13 protein-coding genes and 1 tRNA gene are annotated in these 20,398 nt (G+C 34.2%); 8 read left to right on the forward strand and 6 right to left on the reverse strand.

What is annotated here, in order from left to right; all coding sequences use genetic code 11:
- The first annotated feature begins 320 nt into the window (after positions 1 to 320).
- The 5 genes from OZP06_RS10185 to clpX all read left to right on the forward strand — a co-directional run bounded on the left by OZP06_RS10185 (position 321) and on the right by clpX (position 5,338).
- Positions 321 to 392, forward strand: a tRNA-Glu gene (locus tag OZP06_RS10185).
- A gap of 193 nt (positions 393 to 585) precedes the next feature.
- Positions 586 to 1,407, forward strand: coding sequence for an MOSC N-terminal beta barrel domain-containing protein (locus OZP06_RS10190; protein ID WP_269221754.1), 822 nt, complete (start codon positions 586 to 588; stop codon positions 1,405 to 1,407).
- A 319-nt stretch (positions 1,408 to 1,726) separates the two neighbouring features.
- Entirely contained in the window at positions 1,727 to 3,052 is a 1,326-nt protein-coding gene (locus OZP06_RS10195; protein ID WP_269221755.1) for a trigger factor, read from the forward strand.
- A gap of 298 nt (positions 3,053 to 3,350) precedes the next feature.
- A complete protein-coding gene (gene clpP / locus OZP06_RS10200) occupies positions 3,351 to 4,025 on the forward strand; it encodes an ATP-dependent Clp endopeptidase proteolytic subunit ClpP (protein ID WP_269221756.1) in 675 nt (224 codons plus the stop codon).
- A gap of 80 nt (positions 4,026 to 4,105) precedes the next feature.
- A complete protein-coding gene (gene clpX / locus OZP06_RS10205) occupies positions 4,106 to 5,338 on the forward strand; it encodes an ATP-dependent Clp protease ATP-binding subunit ClpX (RefSeq protein ID WP_269221757.1) in 1,233 nt (410 codons plus the stop codon).
- 231 nt (positions 5,339 to 5,569) lie between these two features.
- Here the strand turns inward: clpX and OZP06_RS10210 are convergent, their stop codons facing one another.
- Positions 5,570 to 7,078, reverse strand: a complete 1,509-nt coding sequence (locus tag OZP06_RS10210; RefSeq protein WP_269221758.1) for a GH3 auxin-responsive promoter family protein — start codon at positions 7,076 to 7,078, stop codon at positions 5,570 to 5,572.
- 220 nt (positions 7,079 to 7,298) lie between these two features.
- Here OZP06_RS10210 and OZP06_RS10215 point away from each other — a divergent pair, with 220 nt between their 5' ends.
- Positions 7,299 to 8,093 (forward strand): DUF2797 domain-containing protein, encoded by a 795-nt coding sequence (locus OZP06_RS10215; RefSeq protein WP_281323676.1) that lies wholly within the window; start codon positions 7,299 to 7,301, stop codon positions 8,091 to 8,093.
- Between the two features lie 259 nt (positions 8,094 to 8,352).
- On the opposite strand, the gene OZP06_RS10220 is transcribed toward OZP06_RS10215, so the two are convergent.
- Together OZP06_RS10220 and sppA are read right to left on the reverse strand one after the other, a co-directional pair.
- Positions 8,353 to 10,944, reverse strand: coding sequence for an AsmA-like C-terminal region-containing protein (locus tag OZP06_RS10220; protein WP_269221759.1), 2,592 nt, complete (start codon positions 10,942 to 10,944; stop codon positions 8,353 to 8,355).
- 219 nt (positions 10,945 to 11,163) lie between these two features.
- The gene (gene sppA / locus OZP06_RS10225) at positions 11,164 to 12,921 is read right to left on the reverse strand and encodes a signal peptide peptidase SppA (protein ID WP_281323677.1); all 1,758 of its coding nucleotides are present in this window, start codon (positions 12,919 to 12,921) and stop codon (positions 11,164 to 11,166) included.
- Positions 12,922 to 13,048: 127 nt separating this feature from the next.
- Here sppA and folK point away from each other — a divergent pair, with 127 nt between their 5' ends.
- Positions 13,049 to 14,185 (forward strand): 2-amino-4-hydroxy-6-hydroxymethyldihydropteridine diphosphokinase, encoded by a 1,137-nt coding sequence (folK, locus tag OZP06_RS10230; RefSeq protein WP_269221760.1) that lies wholly within the window; start codon positions 13,049 to 13,051, stop codon positions 14,183 to 14,185.
- 1 nt (position 14,186) lies between these two features.
- Here the strand turns inward: folK and OZP06_RS10235 are convergent, their stop codons facing one another.
- The 3 genes from OZP06_RS10235 to OZP06_RS10245 all read right to left on the reverse strand — a co-directional run bounded on the left by OZP06_RS10235 (position 14,187) and on the right by OZP06_RS10245 (position 17,503).
- The gene (locus OZP06_RS10235; RefSeq protein ID WP_269221761.1) at positions 14,187 to 16,352 is read right to left on the reverse strand and encodes a T9SS type B sorting domain-containing protein; all 2,166 of its coding nucleotides are present in this window, start codon (positions 16,350 to 16,352) and stop codon (positions 14,187 to 14,189) included.
- Between the two features lie 85 nt (positions 16,353 to 16,437).
- Positions 16,438 to 16,968, reverse strand: a complete 531-nt coding sequence (locus OZP06_RS10240; protein ID WP_269221762.1) for an RNA methyltransferase — start codon at positions 16,966 to 16,968, stop codon at positions 16,438 to 16,440.
- Positions 16,969 to 17,041: 73 nt separating this feature from the next.
- Positions 17,042 to 17,503, reverse strand: a complete 462-nt coding sequence (locus tag OZP06_RS10245; protein WP_281323678.1) for a DUF1573 domain-containing protein — start codon at positions 17,501 to 17,503, stop codon at positions 17,042 to 17,044.
- Between the two features lie 152 nt (positions 17,504 to 17,655).
- Between OZP06_RS10245 and mutS the strand changes: the two genes are divergently transcribed.
- Positions 17,656 to 20,262 carry a DNA mismatch repair protein MutS gene (mutS, locus tag OZP06_RS10250; RefSeq protein ID WP_269221764.1) on the forward strand — a complete coding sequence of 869 codons (2,607 nt, stop codon included), beginning with the start codon at positions 17,656 to 17,658 and terminating at the stop codon, positions 20,260 to 20,262.
- Positions 20,263 to 20,398 lie beyond the last annotated feature (136 nt).

Genomic DNA, 20,398 nt, shown 5'->3' on the forward strand with positions numbered 1-20,398 from the left:
ATTGAATTCGGAGTTGAATAAACGCAATTCTTTTTTTAGTTTTTTATAAGTTTAGTTTTGAGTGATTTTATGCTTTTTTCTACAAATCAGCTGAGTTAAAAATACTGCATTACCTCCTAAAATGAAAGAAAACACTTTTGTATTTTTATTGTTTAAAAAATAAAATTCAATAATTTGATTTTTTTCTTTCATAAATATTTTCAGAAACTATTAATTATTAATGTCTTATAAAATAAATGTTTTTTGATTAAATGGTTTTTAGTCACTAGTATTGTACATCTCAAAAATAGTTTTAATTTTGCAACCGCAATTAAAAGCAAGGCCCGTTCGTCTATCGGTTAGGACGCATGGTTTTCATCCATGTAAGAGCGGTTCGATTCCGCTACGGGCTACACATTATATGTTTTGTTCTTCATGTTGTTTTTGTTAAAAGATCGAATCGATTTTTTTTTTTTTCCAAATTATCTAATATGTTATTTAAAACAAATTCGCTAGCAAAATTTAATAAAGTAAAAATCCCGAAATTATAAATTTCGGGATTTTTTTTTGTATCCTCTTTTTCTTAATTTCGAAAAAAAATACGGTATGTTGCAACTTTCAGAAATTTGGATTTATCCTGTAAAATCATTTGGTGGAATCCAATTGCAAAAATCCAAAGTTACAGACCGAGGTTTGGAATTGGATAGGCGTTGGTTATTGGTGGATGATGATGGGCGCTTTTTGTCACAACGGGAGTATCCTAAATTGGCGCTTTTTAATACTGAGATTGTTGTTGATTTTTTGCGAATTACGCACAGATTTAATTTGGAATCAATTGATATTCCACTTCGGCCTGTTTTTTTGGGATCCCAGTCTAAAATAACAGTTACTGTTTGGGATGATTTGATAGATGCTTTTGAAGTAAGTGCAACGATTACCGATTGGTTTACAAAGCAATTGGGTTTTTCGGTACGATTGGTTTATATGCCAGAAGAGAGTGAGCGAAAATTAGATCCCAAATATGCCATCACGGGAGTCGAAAACAATTCGTTTTCTGATGCTTATCCTTTTTTGATTATTGGTCAGGCTTCGTTGGACGATTTGAATTCGAGAATGAAAAATCCTGTTCCGATGAATCGCTTTCGTCCGAATTTTGTTTTTACCAATGGTGACGCTTTTGAGGAGGATACTTGGCGTGACTTTAGAATTGGGGATGTTTCTTTTGTAGGAGTGAAGCCTTGTGACCGTTGCGTGATGACAACTGTTGATCAAGAAAAAGGAATCATTTCAGGAAAAGATCCTTTGAAAACATTAGCGAAATACAGAAATTTTGGCAATAAAGTTCTATTTGGTCAAAATGTGATTGGACTGGGATTGGGGAATGTTTCGGTTGGGGATGAGGTTTCTGTTTTGAGTTTTAATAAATAGTTTGGCACACAGATTTTTTAGTTTAAACATTGTTTTTTTAACTAAATATCTCGTTTAATCGTTGCGAGAGGGATAGACGCTGGCTACCGAAGTAGCGCAAATAGCCCGACCGCATTAGGGAAAGAGGCCGAATGAGCGTATAGTAAAATAGGCCTCTTTTTCTAATGGGGTCTCGCCCAAATGATTTTTGTTGTGGCATAAATTCTCTCCTGATTTCCTTAAATAATCAGCTAAAATTCAAATTCTTAAAATACTTGTTTGGGTTGCAAAAATTTCATAATTTTGCAACCCAATTTTATAATGTAAATTAAAGAAGAAGATGGATATCAAAAGAGTAGCAATAGACGCTGTGAATGAAACGATTGTAATGACAGTTGTTCACATGGATTACAAAGGACAAGTAGCAAAAAGAATAAACGAAAAAATGCCTTTGGCGACTGTAAAAGGGTTTAGAAAAGGAGCTGTGCCAAAAGACCTTGTAGAAAAACAATACGGTAAGGCTATCAAACAAGAAGAAGTTAAGAAAGTTGTTGATTTGGCTTTGGAGCGTTATGTGCAATCAGAAAGATTAAACCTTTTGGGGACTCCACTTCCTAAAGTTAACGAAAACTTCAACTGGGATGATGAAGAGTTGGTTTTTGAGTACGAAATTGGTTTGGTTCCTCATTTTGAATTAGATCTTGAAGCTAAAAATGATATCGTAAAATATATCGTTACTGCCGATGATAAATTAATTGACGGTCAAGTTGCTCGTATCCAAAAACAATTTGGTACTCCAATTCCTCAAGAAGTTGTTGTAGCTGAGTCTGACATTACTGGAACTTTCTCTAACGAGGCTGAAGAGATCAATAATGCAACTACAATTGCTTTGGCAATTTTTAAAGATAAAGCGACTGCTGATCAATTCATTGGTAAAAAAGTAGGTGATGTTGTTACTGTAAATACTAAAGGTTTATTTGAAGACGACCACCAATTGATGGATTATTTGAAAGTAGGTCACGACAATGTACACGGTTTGGCTGTAGATGTTGATTTTACTATCGAGGCTATCAATGGAGCTGAATTGGCTGAATTGAATCAAGAATTGTTCGACAAACTTTTTGGTGCTGGAACTGTAGCTTCATTGGAAGACTTGAAAGCAAAAATCAAAGAAGATGCTGAATCTCAATTCGCGCAACAAGCGGATCAAAAATTATTGGCTGATGTTCAAGATTTCTTGATCGAAAATACAAAATTTGATTTGCCATCTGAATTCTTAATTAAATGGTTGCAAACTGTAGGGGAAAAACAATTGACTCCAGAAGAAGCAATCGTAGAATATGCAAGATCTGAAAGAGGATTGCGTTTTCAATTGATTGAAGGAAAAGCAATGGCTACAAGCAATATTCAAATTACTTTTGAAGATTTGAAATCATTTACTACAAATGCAATCAAACAACAAATGGCTCAATTTGGACAAACAAATCCTACTGACGAAGAAGTTCAAGGAATTGTGGCTAGAGTTTTATCGAACCAAGAAGAAGTAAAAAGACTTTCTGATCAAGTGGTTGCGGCTAAATTACTTGAATTATTCAAAGAAAAAGCGAATCCAGCAACTAAAGAAGTAACTTACGATCAATTTATTGCTGCTTCTTACGGAGAATAAAGCCTCTAACCCTCGAAGGGGGAATAAGTTAAAAGGCAATCATATAGGGGAAAGGGATTTTTTCTATATATAATCTAAAGAAAAAAAATGTTATATTTGAGCGTCAAAAGATTTTTGCTTTGGCGCTCTTTTGTTTGAAATGGGTAACGAATATCAATTTGAGATAGTTGAATACTTACTTAAAAATTATAATGAGACAGTTTGTCACAAAAAGTAAAAAGGTACGACCTTTGCTTTACCATTAAAACATTAAATAACATTAGAAAATATACCTTATAAACTTATAAACTTTTTTAAAATGGACTACGGAAAAGAATTCAAAAAATTTGCGATTAAGGGTCAAGGGGTAAATGCAATGTACTATGATAAAATAGTAGCAGCCATGAATCCTAAAAATATGACTCCTTATATTATAGAAGAGCGTCAATTGAATATTTCGCAATTGGATGTTTTTTCTAGATTAATGATGGATAGAATTATTTTCCTTGGCACAGGAATTGATGATCAAATTGCAAATATCGTTCAAGCTCAATTATTATTTTTAGAAAGTGCTGATGCTTCCAAAGACATTCAGATTTATTTGAATTCACCTGGAGGAAGTGTTTATGCAGGTTTAGGAATTTATGATACGATGCAATACATCAAACCAGATGTAGCTACAATATGTACTGGAATGGCCGCTTCTATGGGAGCTGTTCTTTTGTGTGCAGGTGCGGCTGGAAAACGTTCGGCATTGCCTCATTCTCGTGTTATGATTCACCAACCATCTGGAGGAGCACAAGGTGTTGCTACCGATATGGAAATCAACTTACGCGAAATGTTGAAATTAAAAGATGAATTATACCAAATTATTTCACATCACTCTGGTCAAACTTTTGATAAAGTACACCAAGACAGTGAACGTGATTATTGGATGATTGCCGATGAAGCCAAAGAATACGGAATGATTGATGAAGTGTTGAGAAGAAGTTAAATTAGATAACAGATAACAGAATTTAGATAGCAGTTTATTGCAATCTGAAATCTGTTGTCTGAAATCTGCAATCTAAAAAGATGGCAAAACAAGTATTACAATGTTCTTTCTGCGGAAGAAAGAAACCAGAAACCAATTTATTGATTGCGGGCATCGATGCTCACATTTGTGATAAATGTATCGAACAAGCACACGGAATTGTTTTGGAAGAATTAAAAACGAATAGAGGTTCTAAGCTCATAGGTGATTTGATTTTAAAGAAACCAAAAGAAATTAGAGCTTTCCTTGATCAATATGTAATTGGACAAGAACAAACCAAAAAAGTAATGTCGGTGGCGGTTTACAATCACTACAAACGTTTGATGCAACAGCAATTAGACGACGAAGTAGAGATTGAAAAAAGCAATATCATCATGGTAGGGCAAACTGGTACAGGAAAAACTTTGGTAGCCAAAACGATTGCCAAAATGTTGGATGTGCCACTTGCTATTGTTGATGCAACAGTGCTAACCGAAGCAGGTTACGTGGGAGAAGATGTCGAAAGTATTTTGACGCGTCTTTTGCAGGCTGCCGATTATGATGTTGCCAAAGCCGAAAGAGGAATTGTTTTCATTGACGAAATTGATAAAATTGCCCGTAAAAGCGATAATCCTTCTATTACTCGTGATGTTTCGGGAGAAGGTGTGCAACAGGCTTTATTGAAATTATTGGAAGGAACTGTTGTTAATGTACCACCAAAAGGGGGTCGTAAACATCCAGATCAAAAATTTGTTGAGGTAAACACACAAAATATTTTGTTTATTGCCGGTGGTGCTTTTGATGGAGTAGAGCGTATTATTTCAAAACGTTTGAACCGTCAGGCAGTTGGGTATTCTACATCTAAAAATGTGGATAATATCGACAAAGACAATTTGTTGCAATACATTATCCCAAAAGACATTAAAGACTTTGGATTGATTCCTGAAATCATTGGGCGTTTGCCTGTTTTAACTCATATGGATCCTCTGGATAGAGAAACGTTACGTGCGATTTTGACACAACCTAAAAATGCTTTAATCAAGCAATATCAAAAATTATTTTTGATGGATGAGGTTGAATTCACGATTACAGACGAAGCTTTAGATTTTGTTGTTGAAAAAGCTTTAGAATATAAATTGGGTGCTCGTGGATTGCGTTCGTTATGCGAAGCTATTCTAACAGATGCGATGTATGAATTACCGAGTTCTGATGATAAAAAATTAGAAATTGATGTGGAATACGCCAAAGAAACACTAAATAAAAATTTATTGAAACGATTGGAGATAGCTTCTTAAGTTCTGATAATTAAATAGTTGTAAAAGCCTGCTCAGTCAATTGAGCAGGTTTTTTTATTTTAAAGGCATAAAATTAAAAGGATATTCTAATTGCTGTGAATTTACTTTTTATTGATCTTTTTTGAGTATTTTCAGTACATCTTGTTCCATCAAAAATAGAACCAATAGTATAATAAGATATGACAAGAAAGGAAGCTAATGATTATAATGCCAATTTTATAAACTTAGGATTTACATTTTTTTCAATTGCTCCAGATAATCTCTTTTATTGGATAATCTTGGAATTTTGTGTTGTCCTCCCAGTTTGTTACTTTCTTTAAGCCAATCGTAAAATAATCGCTCTCTAGCAACATTAATAACCAAGGGATTTAAAGTCATATTGTTGTAACGCTTGGCTTCGTAATCCGAGTTTAAGGATTGTAACGTATCGTCCAAAGTCTTTTGGAATGTGGCAATGTCTTTTGGTTTTTTCTTAAATTCAATCATCCATTCATGGCCTCCTTTTTCTTTATCCTTCATGAATATTGGAGCAACAGTATAATCCACTACTTCGGTTTGGGTAATATGACAAGCTTTGGCAATGGCCTGATCTGTATTTTCGACCATTAATTCTTCTCCAAATACATTAATATGATGTTTGGTGCGCCCCGTAACTCGAATACGATAAGGATTTAAAGAGGTGAAACGAACAGTATCACCAATAAGATATCGCCATAATCCGCCGTTAGTGGTAATCACCATGGCATAATTCTTGAATAATTGCACATCCGCTAATCGGATGGCTTTTTGGTCAGGTGTGCCAAAAGTATCCATCGGAATGAATTCATAAAAAATCCCGTAGTCTAGCATTAACAGTAAATCACTAGAATTATTTAAATCCTGAATGGCAAAAAAGCCTTCGGAGGCATTATAAATTTCGTAGTATTTGAATTGGTTTTGAGGAAGTATTTTTTGATATTGTTCTCGATAGGGATCAAAACTTACACCTCCGTGAAAATATACTTCCAAGTTAGGCCAAACTTCCATAAGGTTTGTTTTTCCTGTTTCTTCCAGCACCTTATTCATTAAAACTAGCATCCAAGAAGGAACTCCTGCAAAACTAGTTACATTTTCGTTGATTGTTTCATTAATGATGGCACTCATTTTGGTTTCCCATTCGCTCATTAAAGAGATTTTGCTGCTGGGTGTGCTGCTAAATTCAGCCCAAATAGGCATATTCTCTATCAAAATAGCCGACAAATCTCCAAAAAAAGTATTATTGTTTTCATAAATCTGTGAACTGCCTCCCAATCGTAAACTCTTTCCCAAAAACATTTCAGAATCCTCGTTGTTATTCAAATACATGCACAACAAATCTTTACTTCCTTTATAATGACAATCTTCTAAGGCCTCATTACTCACGGGGATAAATTTACTCTTGGCATTAGTGGTTCCGCTGGATTTTGCAAACCATTTTATGGGTTCTTCCCAAAGTACATTTTGCTCCCCTTTTCGAGTTCGTTCGATATAAGGTTCTAGATCTTCATAGGTTGATATGGGTACTCTATCTGTAAAAGTCTGATAGGATTTTATGGATTCGTAATCATATTGTTTGCCAAATACGGTACCTTCTGAAGAACGTATCAAATTCATCAATAATTCTTCTTGTACTTCATTTGGATATTTTAAAAAAAGCTCAATTTGATGAATTCGTTGTTTTAAAAACCAAGAAGCGATAGAATTGATGATGGATAAAGGCATGAGGATTTGTGATTTTAGAATGCTGATTTTTGATTTTAGATTTGAATATCATTTGACAAACTGTAACTTTGCCAACGTATCAAAAATAGTGTTTTTTTGTAAAAAACAATTTATTTACATTAAAGATTCTATTTCAATAATAGATATTATATAATCTAAAATTTATGAAGTGTACTGAAATTAATATTCTGAAATCACTACGCTACAATCTAAATCTCCAATGACATACAAAGGTGTACTTTCCAAAATGCAGACTGAATTCGGTGATCCTATTCAATATTACTTGGTTTTCGAAAACAGTTTTTTGAACATGAATCAATTATTAAACAAAGAGTTGGAAATCAATTTTGAAGGATATCAATGTCTCAATTGTGGTAAAAAGAAAAAAATATTTCGCCAAGGATTCTGCTATGATTGTTTTTATTCGAGTCCTGCTGTGGGAGATTGGATTATGAAGCCTGAGTTGAGTACTGCTCATTTAGGCATTGCAGACCGTGATTTGGATTATGAAGAAAAAGTCCAACTGCAACCCCATATCGTTTATTTGGCATTGTCTAGTGAGGTCAAAGTTGGAGTGACTCGAAAAACTCAAGTGCCAACAAGATGGATTGATCAAGGCGCGTCTCAAGCGATTTCAATTGTCGAAGTTCCCAATCGATATTTGGCAGGGATTACCGAGGTAGCCCTCAAAAACCATTATGCCGATAAAACCAATTGGCGCAAAATGCTACAAAACGATGTTGTACATGTCGATCTTATTGCCGAGCGTTTAAAACTTGAAAATTTAATTCCACCCGAAGTACAAGAGTATTTTTATTCAGATAAAAACGATTTGTACGAGATGCATTTTCCAGTATTGAGTTACCCAAAAAAAGTAAACAGTTTGAGCCTGGACAAAATGCATAGTTTCACAGGAAAACTTACAGGAATCAAAGGTCAATACCTTATTTTTGAGGATGGAACGGTTTTTAATATTCGAAGTTTTGAAGGCTATGTGGTGCGATTGAAAGTGTAAAACTAGAATTTTAAATACTATTTGGGCGTGCCCCCGTTGAGCAAAGGGGCTTATTTATAGTACCGCTCAGGCTGCCCCTTTGCTCAACGGGGTCGGGCTATTGCCGTTACTTCGGTAACTTGGCGCTATCCCTCACGCTCACGCTAATCAAGAAATTTTGATTGCAATGAGATATTGAGGCCTCTTTTTAAAATAAAAAATCCTAACTCATTTTTAAAATAAGTTAGGATTAAATCTTAGTATATTAGCTTCTCAGCTTCTAATTTTTCTTCTTAAACAAACCATTCAATAAATCGCCCGCTTTCTTTTTGATGTCTTCTTTTTGAGCGTTAGTTTTAGTGGTGTCAGCATCTGTTTTTTTACCGCTGTTCAGTAATTTATCCAACTCTGAAGCTCCTTTTTTAACCAATTTATCCGATTGTTGTTTGGCCAATTGCATGGTCAAGTTGGTCAACACCGTTTTCATGTCGGTAGAAATTTTCGGACTGCTGAATGTTCCGGTCATCAATGCCGTTACAGGGATATTATCAAATTTGGCTGCATCTGCTGGTGACATTTTTGAGATATACGCATTTGCTTCCTTGCCCAGATATTTTGCGGGTACATTAAATTTGATGTTATAATCCATACTTTGGTCAAAACCGTGTGTACCGCCTACAACGGCTTTAATATCCTGGTATTTTACATCAAATGGTTTTACAGATACTCTACCGTCTTTAAACGTTAGTGCCGCTTTGATGTCATTGAGGTTTACTTTACTTAAATCTATAAATTTTAAATTAGAACTCAATGCTTTTAACATTGTTGAGTTTTCTGCATTAATAGTAGTCGATAGTAATTGCCCAACCAAATCGCCTGTCAGTGTTTTTAAATCGGGTGTCATTTCAGTAGCATCTAGATTTCCATTCAATTTGATGGTGGTGTTTACTTTTCCATTTACAATTCCCGCTATTGGCGCAATTTTTTTCAACATATCCAATTGAGTAAAACTTTGTTGAATATCAACTTGGTTCAAATTAAGATTCATGTCAAAAACGGGTATTTTTCCTTTTGTGGAAACAGCACCGTTAGCACCAATTGTTCCTCCAAAAATCGATGTTTTTACATTCTCTAAAGTAACTTTTTCGTCTTTGATAATCATTTTCCCAGAAACCGCTTTCAAAGTTAAGTTGTCATACAAAACCGTATTGGCTTTTGCGGTAAGCGTACAATTAAGGAAAGCTGGAATTTTCAAAGGTTCGGCTTTCTTGGTTTTTTGTGTTTCTTCAGTTGCAGCAACTGGGGCAGTAGCGGTTGTCATGAAATCACTAACAGCCAATTGGTTGGAAGTCAAGTTAAAATTTCCTTTTAATTCTTGCTTTCTAAACATAAAACCATAAAAATTATCCAAAACCCCTGTTACGCTAAGATCACTCTTTCCTGTTTTGGCATTAAATTGTTTCAAATGTACCTGACTTGGATTAAATTGTACCAAAGCCGAATTAATGGTCATGTTTTTGCCATTACCGTCAGCATAATTAAATCCTGTTAAACCTATTGTTCCTACATTATTGATGTTTTGGTATTGACTTTTCTCTACCGAAGCCATATCAAATTTGGTTGTTACATTGGCTTTCAAAATACCCGTAAGCGGTTTGTCCATTTTTATAGGATAGGCTTTGGAAAGATTGGCCAAGTTAATGGTACCTTTCAAAGCAGCATCTACCAATGCATTTGTGCTAATGTTTTTTATGTTGGCTTTCGCATCAAAAACGTCTTGGTCTATTCTAAAAGAAAGTTTATCTAAATTTACATAAGTATCATTCATTAAACCTGTTTCATTTACAATTTTGGTATCTATTACAATACTTTGAACCGATTTTGGTAAGTTCGGATATTGAAAGGAACCATTGTTGGAAGCAATAGCAATGTTGAATTTCGGAATTGTAGTATCCGTCAGCATTCCTTTGGCAAAACCAGTAACGGTAAAATCTCCTGTGGTTTTTACACCTTCTAAACTCGAAGCATAAGCTGCTGGAATCAGACCCAAAAAGTTTTTGAACGAGGATGTTGGCGTTTTGAATTTTAAATCATAAACCTGCCCAGCATCAACCATTTGTATAAAACCGTCAAATTCTAAAGGCAATTGGTTGATCAATGCTTTATTCTTTTTGAAAGTGTATTTGCTCTTTTCTAAATCAATTCCTAAAACAGCATCAAGTGACAAGGCAACATTTTTCATGTAATTGATTTTGCCCATATTAAGAGATAGTTTAGCAGTCGATTTGGTGTCTAAATCCAATTTTGTGTTATTAAAATCACCAGCTCCTTCGTGGTTCAAACTGTCAATAACCATTCGTACTTGTGAGGACTCATCAAAGTATTGAAACTTGAAATTTTCAATTTGGTATTTTTTAATTTTCAAAAGCATTGGGTCGCTTTTGCCTTCTTCTTTTGGTTTGTTGTCTTTTAAAGCAATATCAAAATTCCCAATACCATCTTTGTTGAAAATAATATTGATGAACCCATTTTTTGAAGTGATTCCTTCAATTTGCATGGCTTCTTCTTTGCCTTTAAACAATTCCTTGATGGACATTTTTAAATTCAATTCACCTAAAGAAACCAAAGTATCTCCTTCAAAAGGAGCTTTGTTGATAATTAATAATTTATCTAAAGTTACTGTTGCTTTAGGGAAATTTTTGAACAAGCTTAAATCTGCATCTGCAAATGAAACTTTGGCATCTACTTTTTCATTGATGGCTTCGGTGATTTTAGCTTTTATTTGATCTTTGAAGAAATACGGAATAGCAAATAAGGAAGCGACAAGTAGAATCAGTATAATTCCAACTATTTTTAAAATTTTCTTTGGCATTTTGGTTAAATAATTTGGGGTTATTTTTATAAAAGAAGGTTTGTTTATTTGTTGTTTGGTAAAAACATCATGCGAAGGTACTATTTGTTTTTATAATGAAATATGGTATTACAATTCTTTAATTTTAATTTATGATTTTCAAATCACAACCTTTTCATAAAAGCGAAACCCTTTCAGATTTTAAAACTGAAAGGGTTTCTAATTGTTTAAGAATAAAAATTATTGAATGTTTATTTCAAAAGGCATTCTGGCTTGAATTCCTTTTTGAAGTTGTACTTTTTTAATTTGTTGTAATACAAAATAATTTTCTTCTCCCAATTCTTCTTTGATTAAAGCTTCTTTAGATTTGGCAAAAGGAAGTTTAGCCAATATGTCACTAAAATCTTTTTCATACTCAGGAAAGTTTTGTGTAGAATAATCTTTGATTTTGGCCAAAGAAGCAGCTTCTTTTAAGGCATCATTTAGATTTCCGATTTTATCTACCAATCCTATTTTCAAAGCTTCTGATCCTGTCCAAACACGACCTTGTGCAATAGAATCTACTTGTGCAAATGTCATTTTTCTTCCTTCGGCAACGTGAGTTACAAATGTTTTATAAACACGTTCTACACCTTCAAGAGTCACGCCTTTGAATTTTTCGTTCAATGGAACAAACGGACTGTAATTGGAGTTTTCATTGGTGGTAACTTGTTCTGTATGAATTCCGATTTTAGTGGATAATTGGCTAAAGTTAGGCAATACTCCGAAAACCCCAATTGAACCTGTAATCGTATTTTTTTCTGCAAAAATTTTATTGGCATTACAAGCAATATAGTAGCCTCCTGAAGCTGCATAATTTCCCATAGATACAACTACTGGTTTTACTTTTTTGGTTAACTCGATTTCTCTCCAAATCAAATCCGACGTCAAAGCACTTCCTCCTGGACTGTCAACACGAAGTACGATAGCCTTAATGTCTTTGTTTTTTCTGGCTTCTTGCAGGGAACGACGCATAGAACCTTCACCAATTACGTTGACATCTCCTTCGCCGCTTTGAATTTCACCTTGCGCATAAATTACAGCAATTTGATTGTCTGATTCTGAGAGTATAGAAGTTGTTGCTGTTTTTTGTGCATAATCAGTTATTGATACTTTATTGTAGTCTTCATTCTTTTGTACTTTCAAGGCTTTCTTGATGGCGTCATGGTAGACGTCTTCATAAGCAACAATATCAATAAGCTTGTTGGCTTTGGCCATTTCTGGAGTACGAGCCAATAGACCAGTTGCTATTTCGTTCAACCTAGCTGTTGAAATATGACGACTTTCTGAAATATCGGTTATAACCGAATTCCAAACTGAATTTAATAGAGCGGTTGTTTGTTCTCTATTGGCATCACTCATTTTGTTTTCTAGGAATGGTTCAACGGCACTTTTGTATTTTCCGTGACGGATAACTTCCATTTTTATTCCTGATTTTTCCTGTAAATCTTTAAAGAACATAATTTCAGTTGATAATCCTTTGAAATCAAGGTCTCCTGCTGGATTTAAATAAATGGTATTGGCAACAGAGTTCAGGTAATAATCTCTTTGTGAATAATTATTGGCATAAGCCATAATAAATTTTCCTGATTTTTTAAAATCAATCAGAGCTTCTCTCAATTCTTTACTTTGGGCTAATCCTAGAGAAGAATCTTCGTTTAAAATCGATATTCCTTTAATGTCATTATCTGTTTTTGCAACAGCAATAGCATTGATGATGTCTGTAAGTCCGATGCTTTTTTTCTCCGAGAAGACATCCATCCAAGGGTCTTTGTATTTTCCGGCGTAATCATTGGAGATGTTTTCTAGATTCAATTCGATTACTGAATTGTTTTTGACTTCAACCCCTTCGGATTCTCCACCAAAAATGGCTCCTATGAGTATAATCCCAAAGAAGAATAGCATAAAAAAAACAAAAATTCCAATAATGGTAGCCATTACATTTCCTAAAAATCTCATATAAATTTATTTTTCTAATAAGTAGTAAATTGTATTGATTTGTTACATTCTATGATGAAAATAAATTGTAACACTAGAGGCAAATATACTGCTTATCTAAAATTCTTTTACTTAATTTGTGGTAATTATGGAATTACAACATCAGGTCATTTTATCTCTTGGAAGCAATCAAGGCAATCGTTTGAAAAACATCGAATTATGTCTCGAATTGATTCATTTGGAAATAGGTACTATTATAAAAGTTTCTAAATTGTATGAAACTCCATCTTGGGGTTTTGAAAGCGAAGCCTTTTTTAATTGTGCTTTGCTTTTGCATACTTCCAAATCACCAATTCAAATTTTGGAGCAAATTTTAGAAGTTGAAAAAAAACTGGGCCGTATTCGCAATGAAAAACTAGGTTATCAATCTCGAATTATTGATGTTGACTTGATTGCTTTTGATGAAGAAATAATCAATATTGAGCATCTTCAAATTCCGCATCCATTAATGCAAAATAGAAAATTTGTTTTGTTGCCTTTTCAGGATTTGACTATAGGTTGGCAACATCCTATTTTGAAAAAATCCATTTCAGAGTTGATTCAAATTACTCCCGATGATAGTGTTTGCGAAGTAGTACATGAATTAGAAAACCCGTTGAGCTCTATTCGACTAAATCACTACAACTATATTGCTATTGAAGGGAATATTGGTGCTGGAAAATCTACTTTGGCTGTAAAAATGGCTCAAGATTTTAATGCGAAGACCGTATTGGAACGTTTTGCCGATAATCCATTTTTGCCTAAATTTTATGATGATCAAAGTCGTTATGCTTTTTCATTAGAAATGTCTTTTCTGGCCGATAGGTATCAACAGTTGTCGGATGATTTGTCACAATTTGATTTATTCAAAGATTTTATTATTGCCGATTATCATATCTTTAAATCATTATTGTTTTCTAAGATTACATTGGAAGAAGATGAGTTTCGTTTGTATCGTACTCTTTTTGATATTATTTATAAAGAAATGCCAAAACCCGATTTGTATATTTATCTCTATCAAAACACTACTCGATTGTTACAAAATATAAAGAGTCGTGGAAGAATCTATGAACAAGATATTACGGCAGAATATTTGGATAAAATAAACAAAGGATATTTAGAATATATTAAAAGCCAAACTGATTTGAATGTTTTGGTAATTGATGTTTCCGATCGTGATTTTGTAAACAATCAAGAGGATTATCTTTTTATTTTGAATAAAATTCAAGAAAAGAGTAATCTATAATTTATCGCTTCAAGGAAAAATGGCCTTTGACTTCGGGACTATCTTTATCTAATTTTATAACATACCAATAATCTGTTGCTGGTAAAGGATTTTTATTAAAAGTTCCATCCCAACTACGAAAGTAGGAATCTAAATGTGTTATTAGTTTTCCGTAACGGTCAAAAAGTGTTACTTGTGCTAAAGGGTAATTTATCAGTCCTTTTATCTCCCAAACATCATTATTTCCATCGTTGTTTGGTGTGAAAAATTTTGGAACAATTATAACTATAAAAGGTTTGTAGTCATTGTTACATTGGTTGATGTCTCGAACATAAGCCATTTGTAAACCGCTGGGAGCATTAGTGAATACATTTGAGTTTTGATAATTAATTCCGTCAATTGAGTACTCAAAATAATCTTCATTTTGTACTAATTCTATGCTAACGGTTGTTTCGTCAACGATTATATTTTTTATTTTAGGTTTTAGGTCCTCTTGTACGGTAATTGTTTTTCGATTAGTACAATTTTCTGGTGCAGGACTGGTTATGTCAACATAGTATACTCCTATATTCGTAGCTACAATTGTTGGGGTAATTTCGCCGGTTGACCAAAGATAAGTCATGTTGGCAATTGATGCGTCCAGTAGAGCTGTATCCGAGCTGCATTTTTTTACTGTTTCATCATTCACTACAGGTAGCGGGTAAACAATAAGAGCAACTGGGATTTTTAATCCGTTTGTGCAGCCGTTGTTTATAGCTTCGGCATAATAAGTGGTGTTTTTGGTAATCTGAGGTGTGAAGTATGTTGATCCAGTACTTAGTATTGTTCCTCCAATTTGCGAGTACCAATTTACAGTTCCAATCGTCGATGTAGCCTTTAAATTAAATACTCCAGGACCACAATTGGGTACAGGTGAGTTTGTTGTTAAGATTACGGGTGTATTAATTATTTTAGCTTCGACAGCTGTTCTAATACTTGAGCAACTGGTTGTTGAGGTTTCTACATAATAACTTGTTGTAGTGTTTATACTTGGAGTAATAAAACTTGTTCCATTTCCTAGGTAAGTACCTCCAATTGAGGCATCATACCAATTAATTATTCCTGCAGAAGCGGTAGCCTGTAATGTAATAGTTCCAGAATCACATCTGTGATTAGGTGTGGTGCTTGTAATAGATGCGATTGTTAATGTAGTACTGGCCGAAAGTTGTAGAATTGGATCTCCTGCTGTTCCTCCATATTCTACAATATAACCTTTGGGTTGGTAATCGCCATTAGTGTCGCCTATATTGGATAAGTCATTCCAAGAGCCAGTTATGCCTACTCCTGGCGCTGTAATATGGGCGTAATCTTCATCTCCTAATTGATTCGGTTCGTTGGAATTCCAAAAGGCAAAATTTGGACTAGAACCACTAGAGGTTCCGTTCCAAAAGATTGTTCCAGCTTCAGGGCCTGTTACCCATTTCCAAACGCCTTCTGTTTCGGCATCGCTGCCGCCGATCCAACCAGCTCCTGGGGCTTGTTTTCCTGCTAATTGTGATTCATCTGCAGCTGTAAGCGTAGCTAAGTACCCTTTAAGTCCATAGTATGTTTTTGTATCTGCCGCGGTTTTTGCGCTGGTCCAAGTGATTCCTAAACCAGGAACATATTCATAATAATGACCATTTCGAGGTAAATAATTGGCCTGACCTATACTGATAGAAAAATTTCTGGTTCCTGTAGGGGAAGGGGAAGAATTGCTAAACTGAACATCTTTGATGGCACTTATAAAATCAACGTATGTTACTGGGATTCCAGATGGGCTTTTTAGCGTTAATTTTCCTTCACTTGAATTCCAACTGCTTGTCACTTTAGGATGCAACAGGGCATTATTGAAGATTAATTGGTCTTGTCCATTGATGTAACCAGATGAAATTTGTATATAAATTGCATCAGTAGTAGTGTCATCTGGATCGACAATATTGATAGTGGTTGCAATGTTTACGCTTGTTAATGGGCAATAAGTTTGATTGTCAGTCGCAGTAACTATTGGAGCTACGTTTGCAAGAAAATCAGCTTTGCGTTTTGGTTTTAGGATCGAAGTTGTAAATCCCTTTTTGGGAGGGTTTTTATAGGTGTTTTCAGCAGTACAAATAGTATGAGTTGTAAGTACTAAAAGTATTAGTATGTAGAAATGCGTATAAATTTTCATTTTATAAAAATAAGCATTTAATACAAATTGTAAGGAATTGTTTTGAAGTTTATTATAAAAAAAAAGGAATTTTTGTAAATTAATTTTATTTATTAAATTGTTTGAATAGATCCCAAACTACAATCCCAGCACTAACAGAAATGTTCAAAGAATGTTTAGTGCCTAATTGTGGGATTTCTATACATCCATCGCATATTGCTACAGCTTCCTGTGCTACTCCATAAACTTCATTTCCGAAGATTAAAGCATATTTTTGGTCTTTATTGACTTTGAAATCTTGAAGAAAAACAGCACTTTGTACTTGCTCAATTGCCAGTGTAGTGATATTTTCTTTTTTTAAATTGGTGATAACATCTAGTACATTCTCTTGGTGTTCCCAAGAAACGGTTTCTGTAGCGCCAAGTGCGGTTTTGTGTATTTCTTTGTTCGGAGGTGTTGCAGTGATTCCACAGAGTATTATTTTTTCGATCAAAAAGGCATCAGCTGTTCTAAATACAGAGCCAATATTGTGTAAACTGCGAATGTCATCTAGAACCAATATCAGTGGAGTTTTTTTGGATTTCTTAAAATCTTCAATAGATTTTCTTTCTAGTTCGCTATTTTCGAGTTTTCTCATTTGTTCAATAGTGTTTTATAAAAAAGGCTTCCCAAAATCAGGAAGCCTTTACTTTTATCTTTAAAAAGGAATATTAGCTTTTTGTAACTGGCGCTGCATCTGGTAAAATTGTACCTTTTATAGTAAGTACTTTTGATGGTTGTCCTTCAGCATTTGAAGTTACCGTTACCGTTTTTGTGAATGGTCCAACTCTGTCTGTAGCATATCGTACTCCAATAATTCCTTTTGCTCCTGGAGCAATTGGTTCTTTAGGTGTTGTAGGTACTGTACATCCACATGATCCTTGTGTGTTTGTAATAATTAATGGTTTGTTACCATTGTTAGTGAACACAAACTGACGATTTGGTTCTGCATTGTGAGCGACAGTTCCATAATCGATTGTCTCATTTTCAAAAACCATTCCAGCACCGTCTACTTTTGGTAAAGCAGCAACTGCAGTCGTTTTTGATTTTTTGCTCTTTTTAGAGGTGTCTTGAGCATTAGAAGTGGTTACTCCTAAAACAGTTAGCATAGCTAATAGAAATATTTTTTTCATAGTGTTTTTTGAATTATGTGACAAATTTATACAAATAAACAAAATTGCAATGTAAATTTTTCTTAAAACTAATTTAAATTTTTTTCTCCTTAGTTTTTTGTATATAAAATTATAAATTCGCTGAGTTTTTTATTCATTCAAATACAACAATTTTGGCAGCAAAAGATAAGATAGTTAAAGAGACTCCATTAATGAAACAGTACAATGAAATCAAAAGGAAATATCCTGATGCTTGTTTGTTGTTTCGTGTGGGAGATTTTTATGAAACTTTTGGGGAAGACGCTGTTCGTGCTTCAAAAATCCTAGGAATAACATTGACAAAAAGAGGTGCGGGTTCTGAAACGGAAACGGCACTGGCGGGTTTTCCGCATCATTCCATTAATACCTACTTGCCAAAATTAGTCAAAGCGGGCCTTCGTGTTGCAATTTGTGATCAATTGGAAGATCCAAAAATGACTAAAACTATTGTAAAGCGTGGTGTTACAGAATTAGTAACTCCTGGAGTATCTATGAATGATGAGGTTTTACAGTCCAAAACCAATAATTTCTTGGCAGCTATTTATTTTGCCAATAAAACAATTGGTGTTTCATTTTTGGATGTTTCTACGGGTGAGTTTTTAACAGCTCAGGGCAATGCTGAATACATCGATAAACTGCTTCAAAATTTTAATCCATCTGAAGTTTTAGTTCCAAAAAATAATAAAAGTGATTTTCGCGAAATTTTCGGTGAAGATTTTCATAATTTCTATCTTGAAGATTGGATCTTCAAAGAAGATTATGCTTTTGAAATATTAACGAAACATTTTCAAACGGTTTCTTTAAAAGGTTTTGGAATCGAGGAATTAAATGAAGGAATTATTGCCTCTGGAGCTATTCTTTATTATTTATCAGAAACACAACATAATAAGGTGCAACATATTACGGCTATTCAGAGAATTGCCGAAGATGCTTATGTTTGGATGGATCGTTTTACGATTCGAAACCTTGAATTGTATCACAGTTATAATCCAAATGCAGTTACACTTTTAGATGTGATTGATAAAACACTTTCGCCAATGGGGGGACGATTGTTAAAACGTTGGTTAGCTTTGCCTTTAAAGGATAGTAATAAAATAAAAAGCCGTCATCAGGTAGTTTCCTATTTGAATGAAAATCAAGATATTTTGAAAAACATTCAAAACCAAATCAAGCAGATTTCAGATTTGGAGCGTTTGATTTCTAAAATTGCTACAGGTAAGGTTTCGCCTCGCGAGGTGGTTTACCTTAAAGAATCTTTGGATGCTATTATTCCTGTGAAAACTTTAGCTTTAGCAAGTCCTCAAGAAGCTGTAAAAGTAATTGGAGATAGTTTGCACAGTTGTGATTTATTGCGTGAAAAGATAAAAATCACCTTGAATCAAGATGCGCCTGTTGCAGTTGCAAAAGGGAATGCTATTGCAAAAGGAATTAATGCTGAATTGGATGATTTGCGCGCCATTTCTACTTCTGGAAAGCAGTTTTTGGAGGGAATCGAAAAAAGAGAGTCCGAACGTACGGGGATTTCTTCTCTAAAAATATCATTTAACAATGTTTTTGGATACTATATCGAAGTTCGAAATACACACAAAGATAAAGTGCCGCCAGAATGGATAAGAAAACAAACGTTGGTCAGCGCTGAACGATATATTACCGAAGAATTAAAAGAATACGAAACTAAAATTCTTGGAGCAGAAGAAAAAATTCATAAAATCGAATCCGATTTGTTTGAGCAATTGGTGAGTTGGATTGCTACATATATTAAACCTGTTCAAATGAATGCCAATTTGGTGGCGCAATTGGATTGTTTGTGTTCGTTTACTCAATTGGCTATCGAAAATAAATACGTGTGTCCAGATATTGATGATACTTTTGAACTTGAAATTAAAAATGGTAGGCATCCTGTTATCGAAAAGCAATTGCCTGTTGGAGTTCCTTATATTGCTAATGATGTTTTCTTAGATAGGGAAGTACAGCAGTTAATCATGATTACGGGGCCTAATATGTCTGGTAAGTCGGCTATTTTGCGTCAAACTGCATTAATAGTATTGTTGGCTCAAATGGGAAGTTTTGTACCTGCCGAGAGTGTTAGAATGGGAATAGTGGATAAAATATTTACTAGAGTAGGAGCGAGTGATAACATATCGATGGGTGAATCTACTTTTATGGTAGAAATGAATGAAACTGCTTCTATCTTGAATAATATTTCAGACCGAAGTTTGGTGTTGCTAGATGAAATAGGAAGAGGAACCAGTACTTATGATGGAATTTCTATTGCATGGGCTATTGCAGAGTTTTTGCATGAACATCCCTCCAGACCTAAAACTTTGTTTGCGACACATTATCATGAGTTGAATGAAATGAGTGATTCGATGCCTCGAATTCAGAATTATAATGTTTCGGTCAAGGAATTAAAAGATACGGTACTTTTTATACGTAAATTGGTAAAAGGGGGATCTGCACATAGTTTTGGAATTCATGTAGCAAAAATGGCTGGAATGCCTCAGCTTGTTATATCAAGAGCGCAGAAAATGTTGAAAAAGCTAGAAAAAAATCATTCTAGCGATGCTCTTGTAGGGATCAAATCGGATAAAGAAGAGATGCAAATGAGTTTCTTTAATCTTGATGATCCGTTGTTGGAAGAAATCAAAGAAGAGATCGTAAATTTAGATATAAATACCATCACTCCTGTTGAAGCATTGATGAAGCTCAATGAAATAAAAAGGATGTTATCAAGAAGGTGAGTTTTTAGTTTATTGTGATAAAAACGGATTCTGGAAATTTGAAATTTATTTTTTTTATTCTTAAACAAATCGTTGTCAGAAGGTTAATTTTATTCTTCAATTTTTTTAAAAAAAAGGCTTGTGTAATTGAATAAAT

The sequence above is a fragment of the Flavobacterium sp. IMCC34518 genome, from assembly GCF_027111095.2.
GTDB lineage: Bacteria > Bacteroidota > Bacteroidia > Flavobacteriales > Flavobacteriaceae > Flavobacterium > Flavobacterium praedii.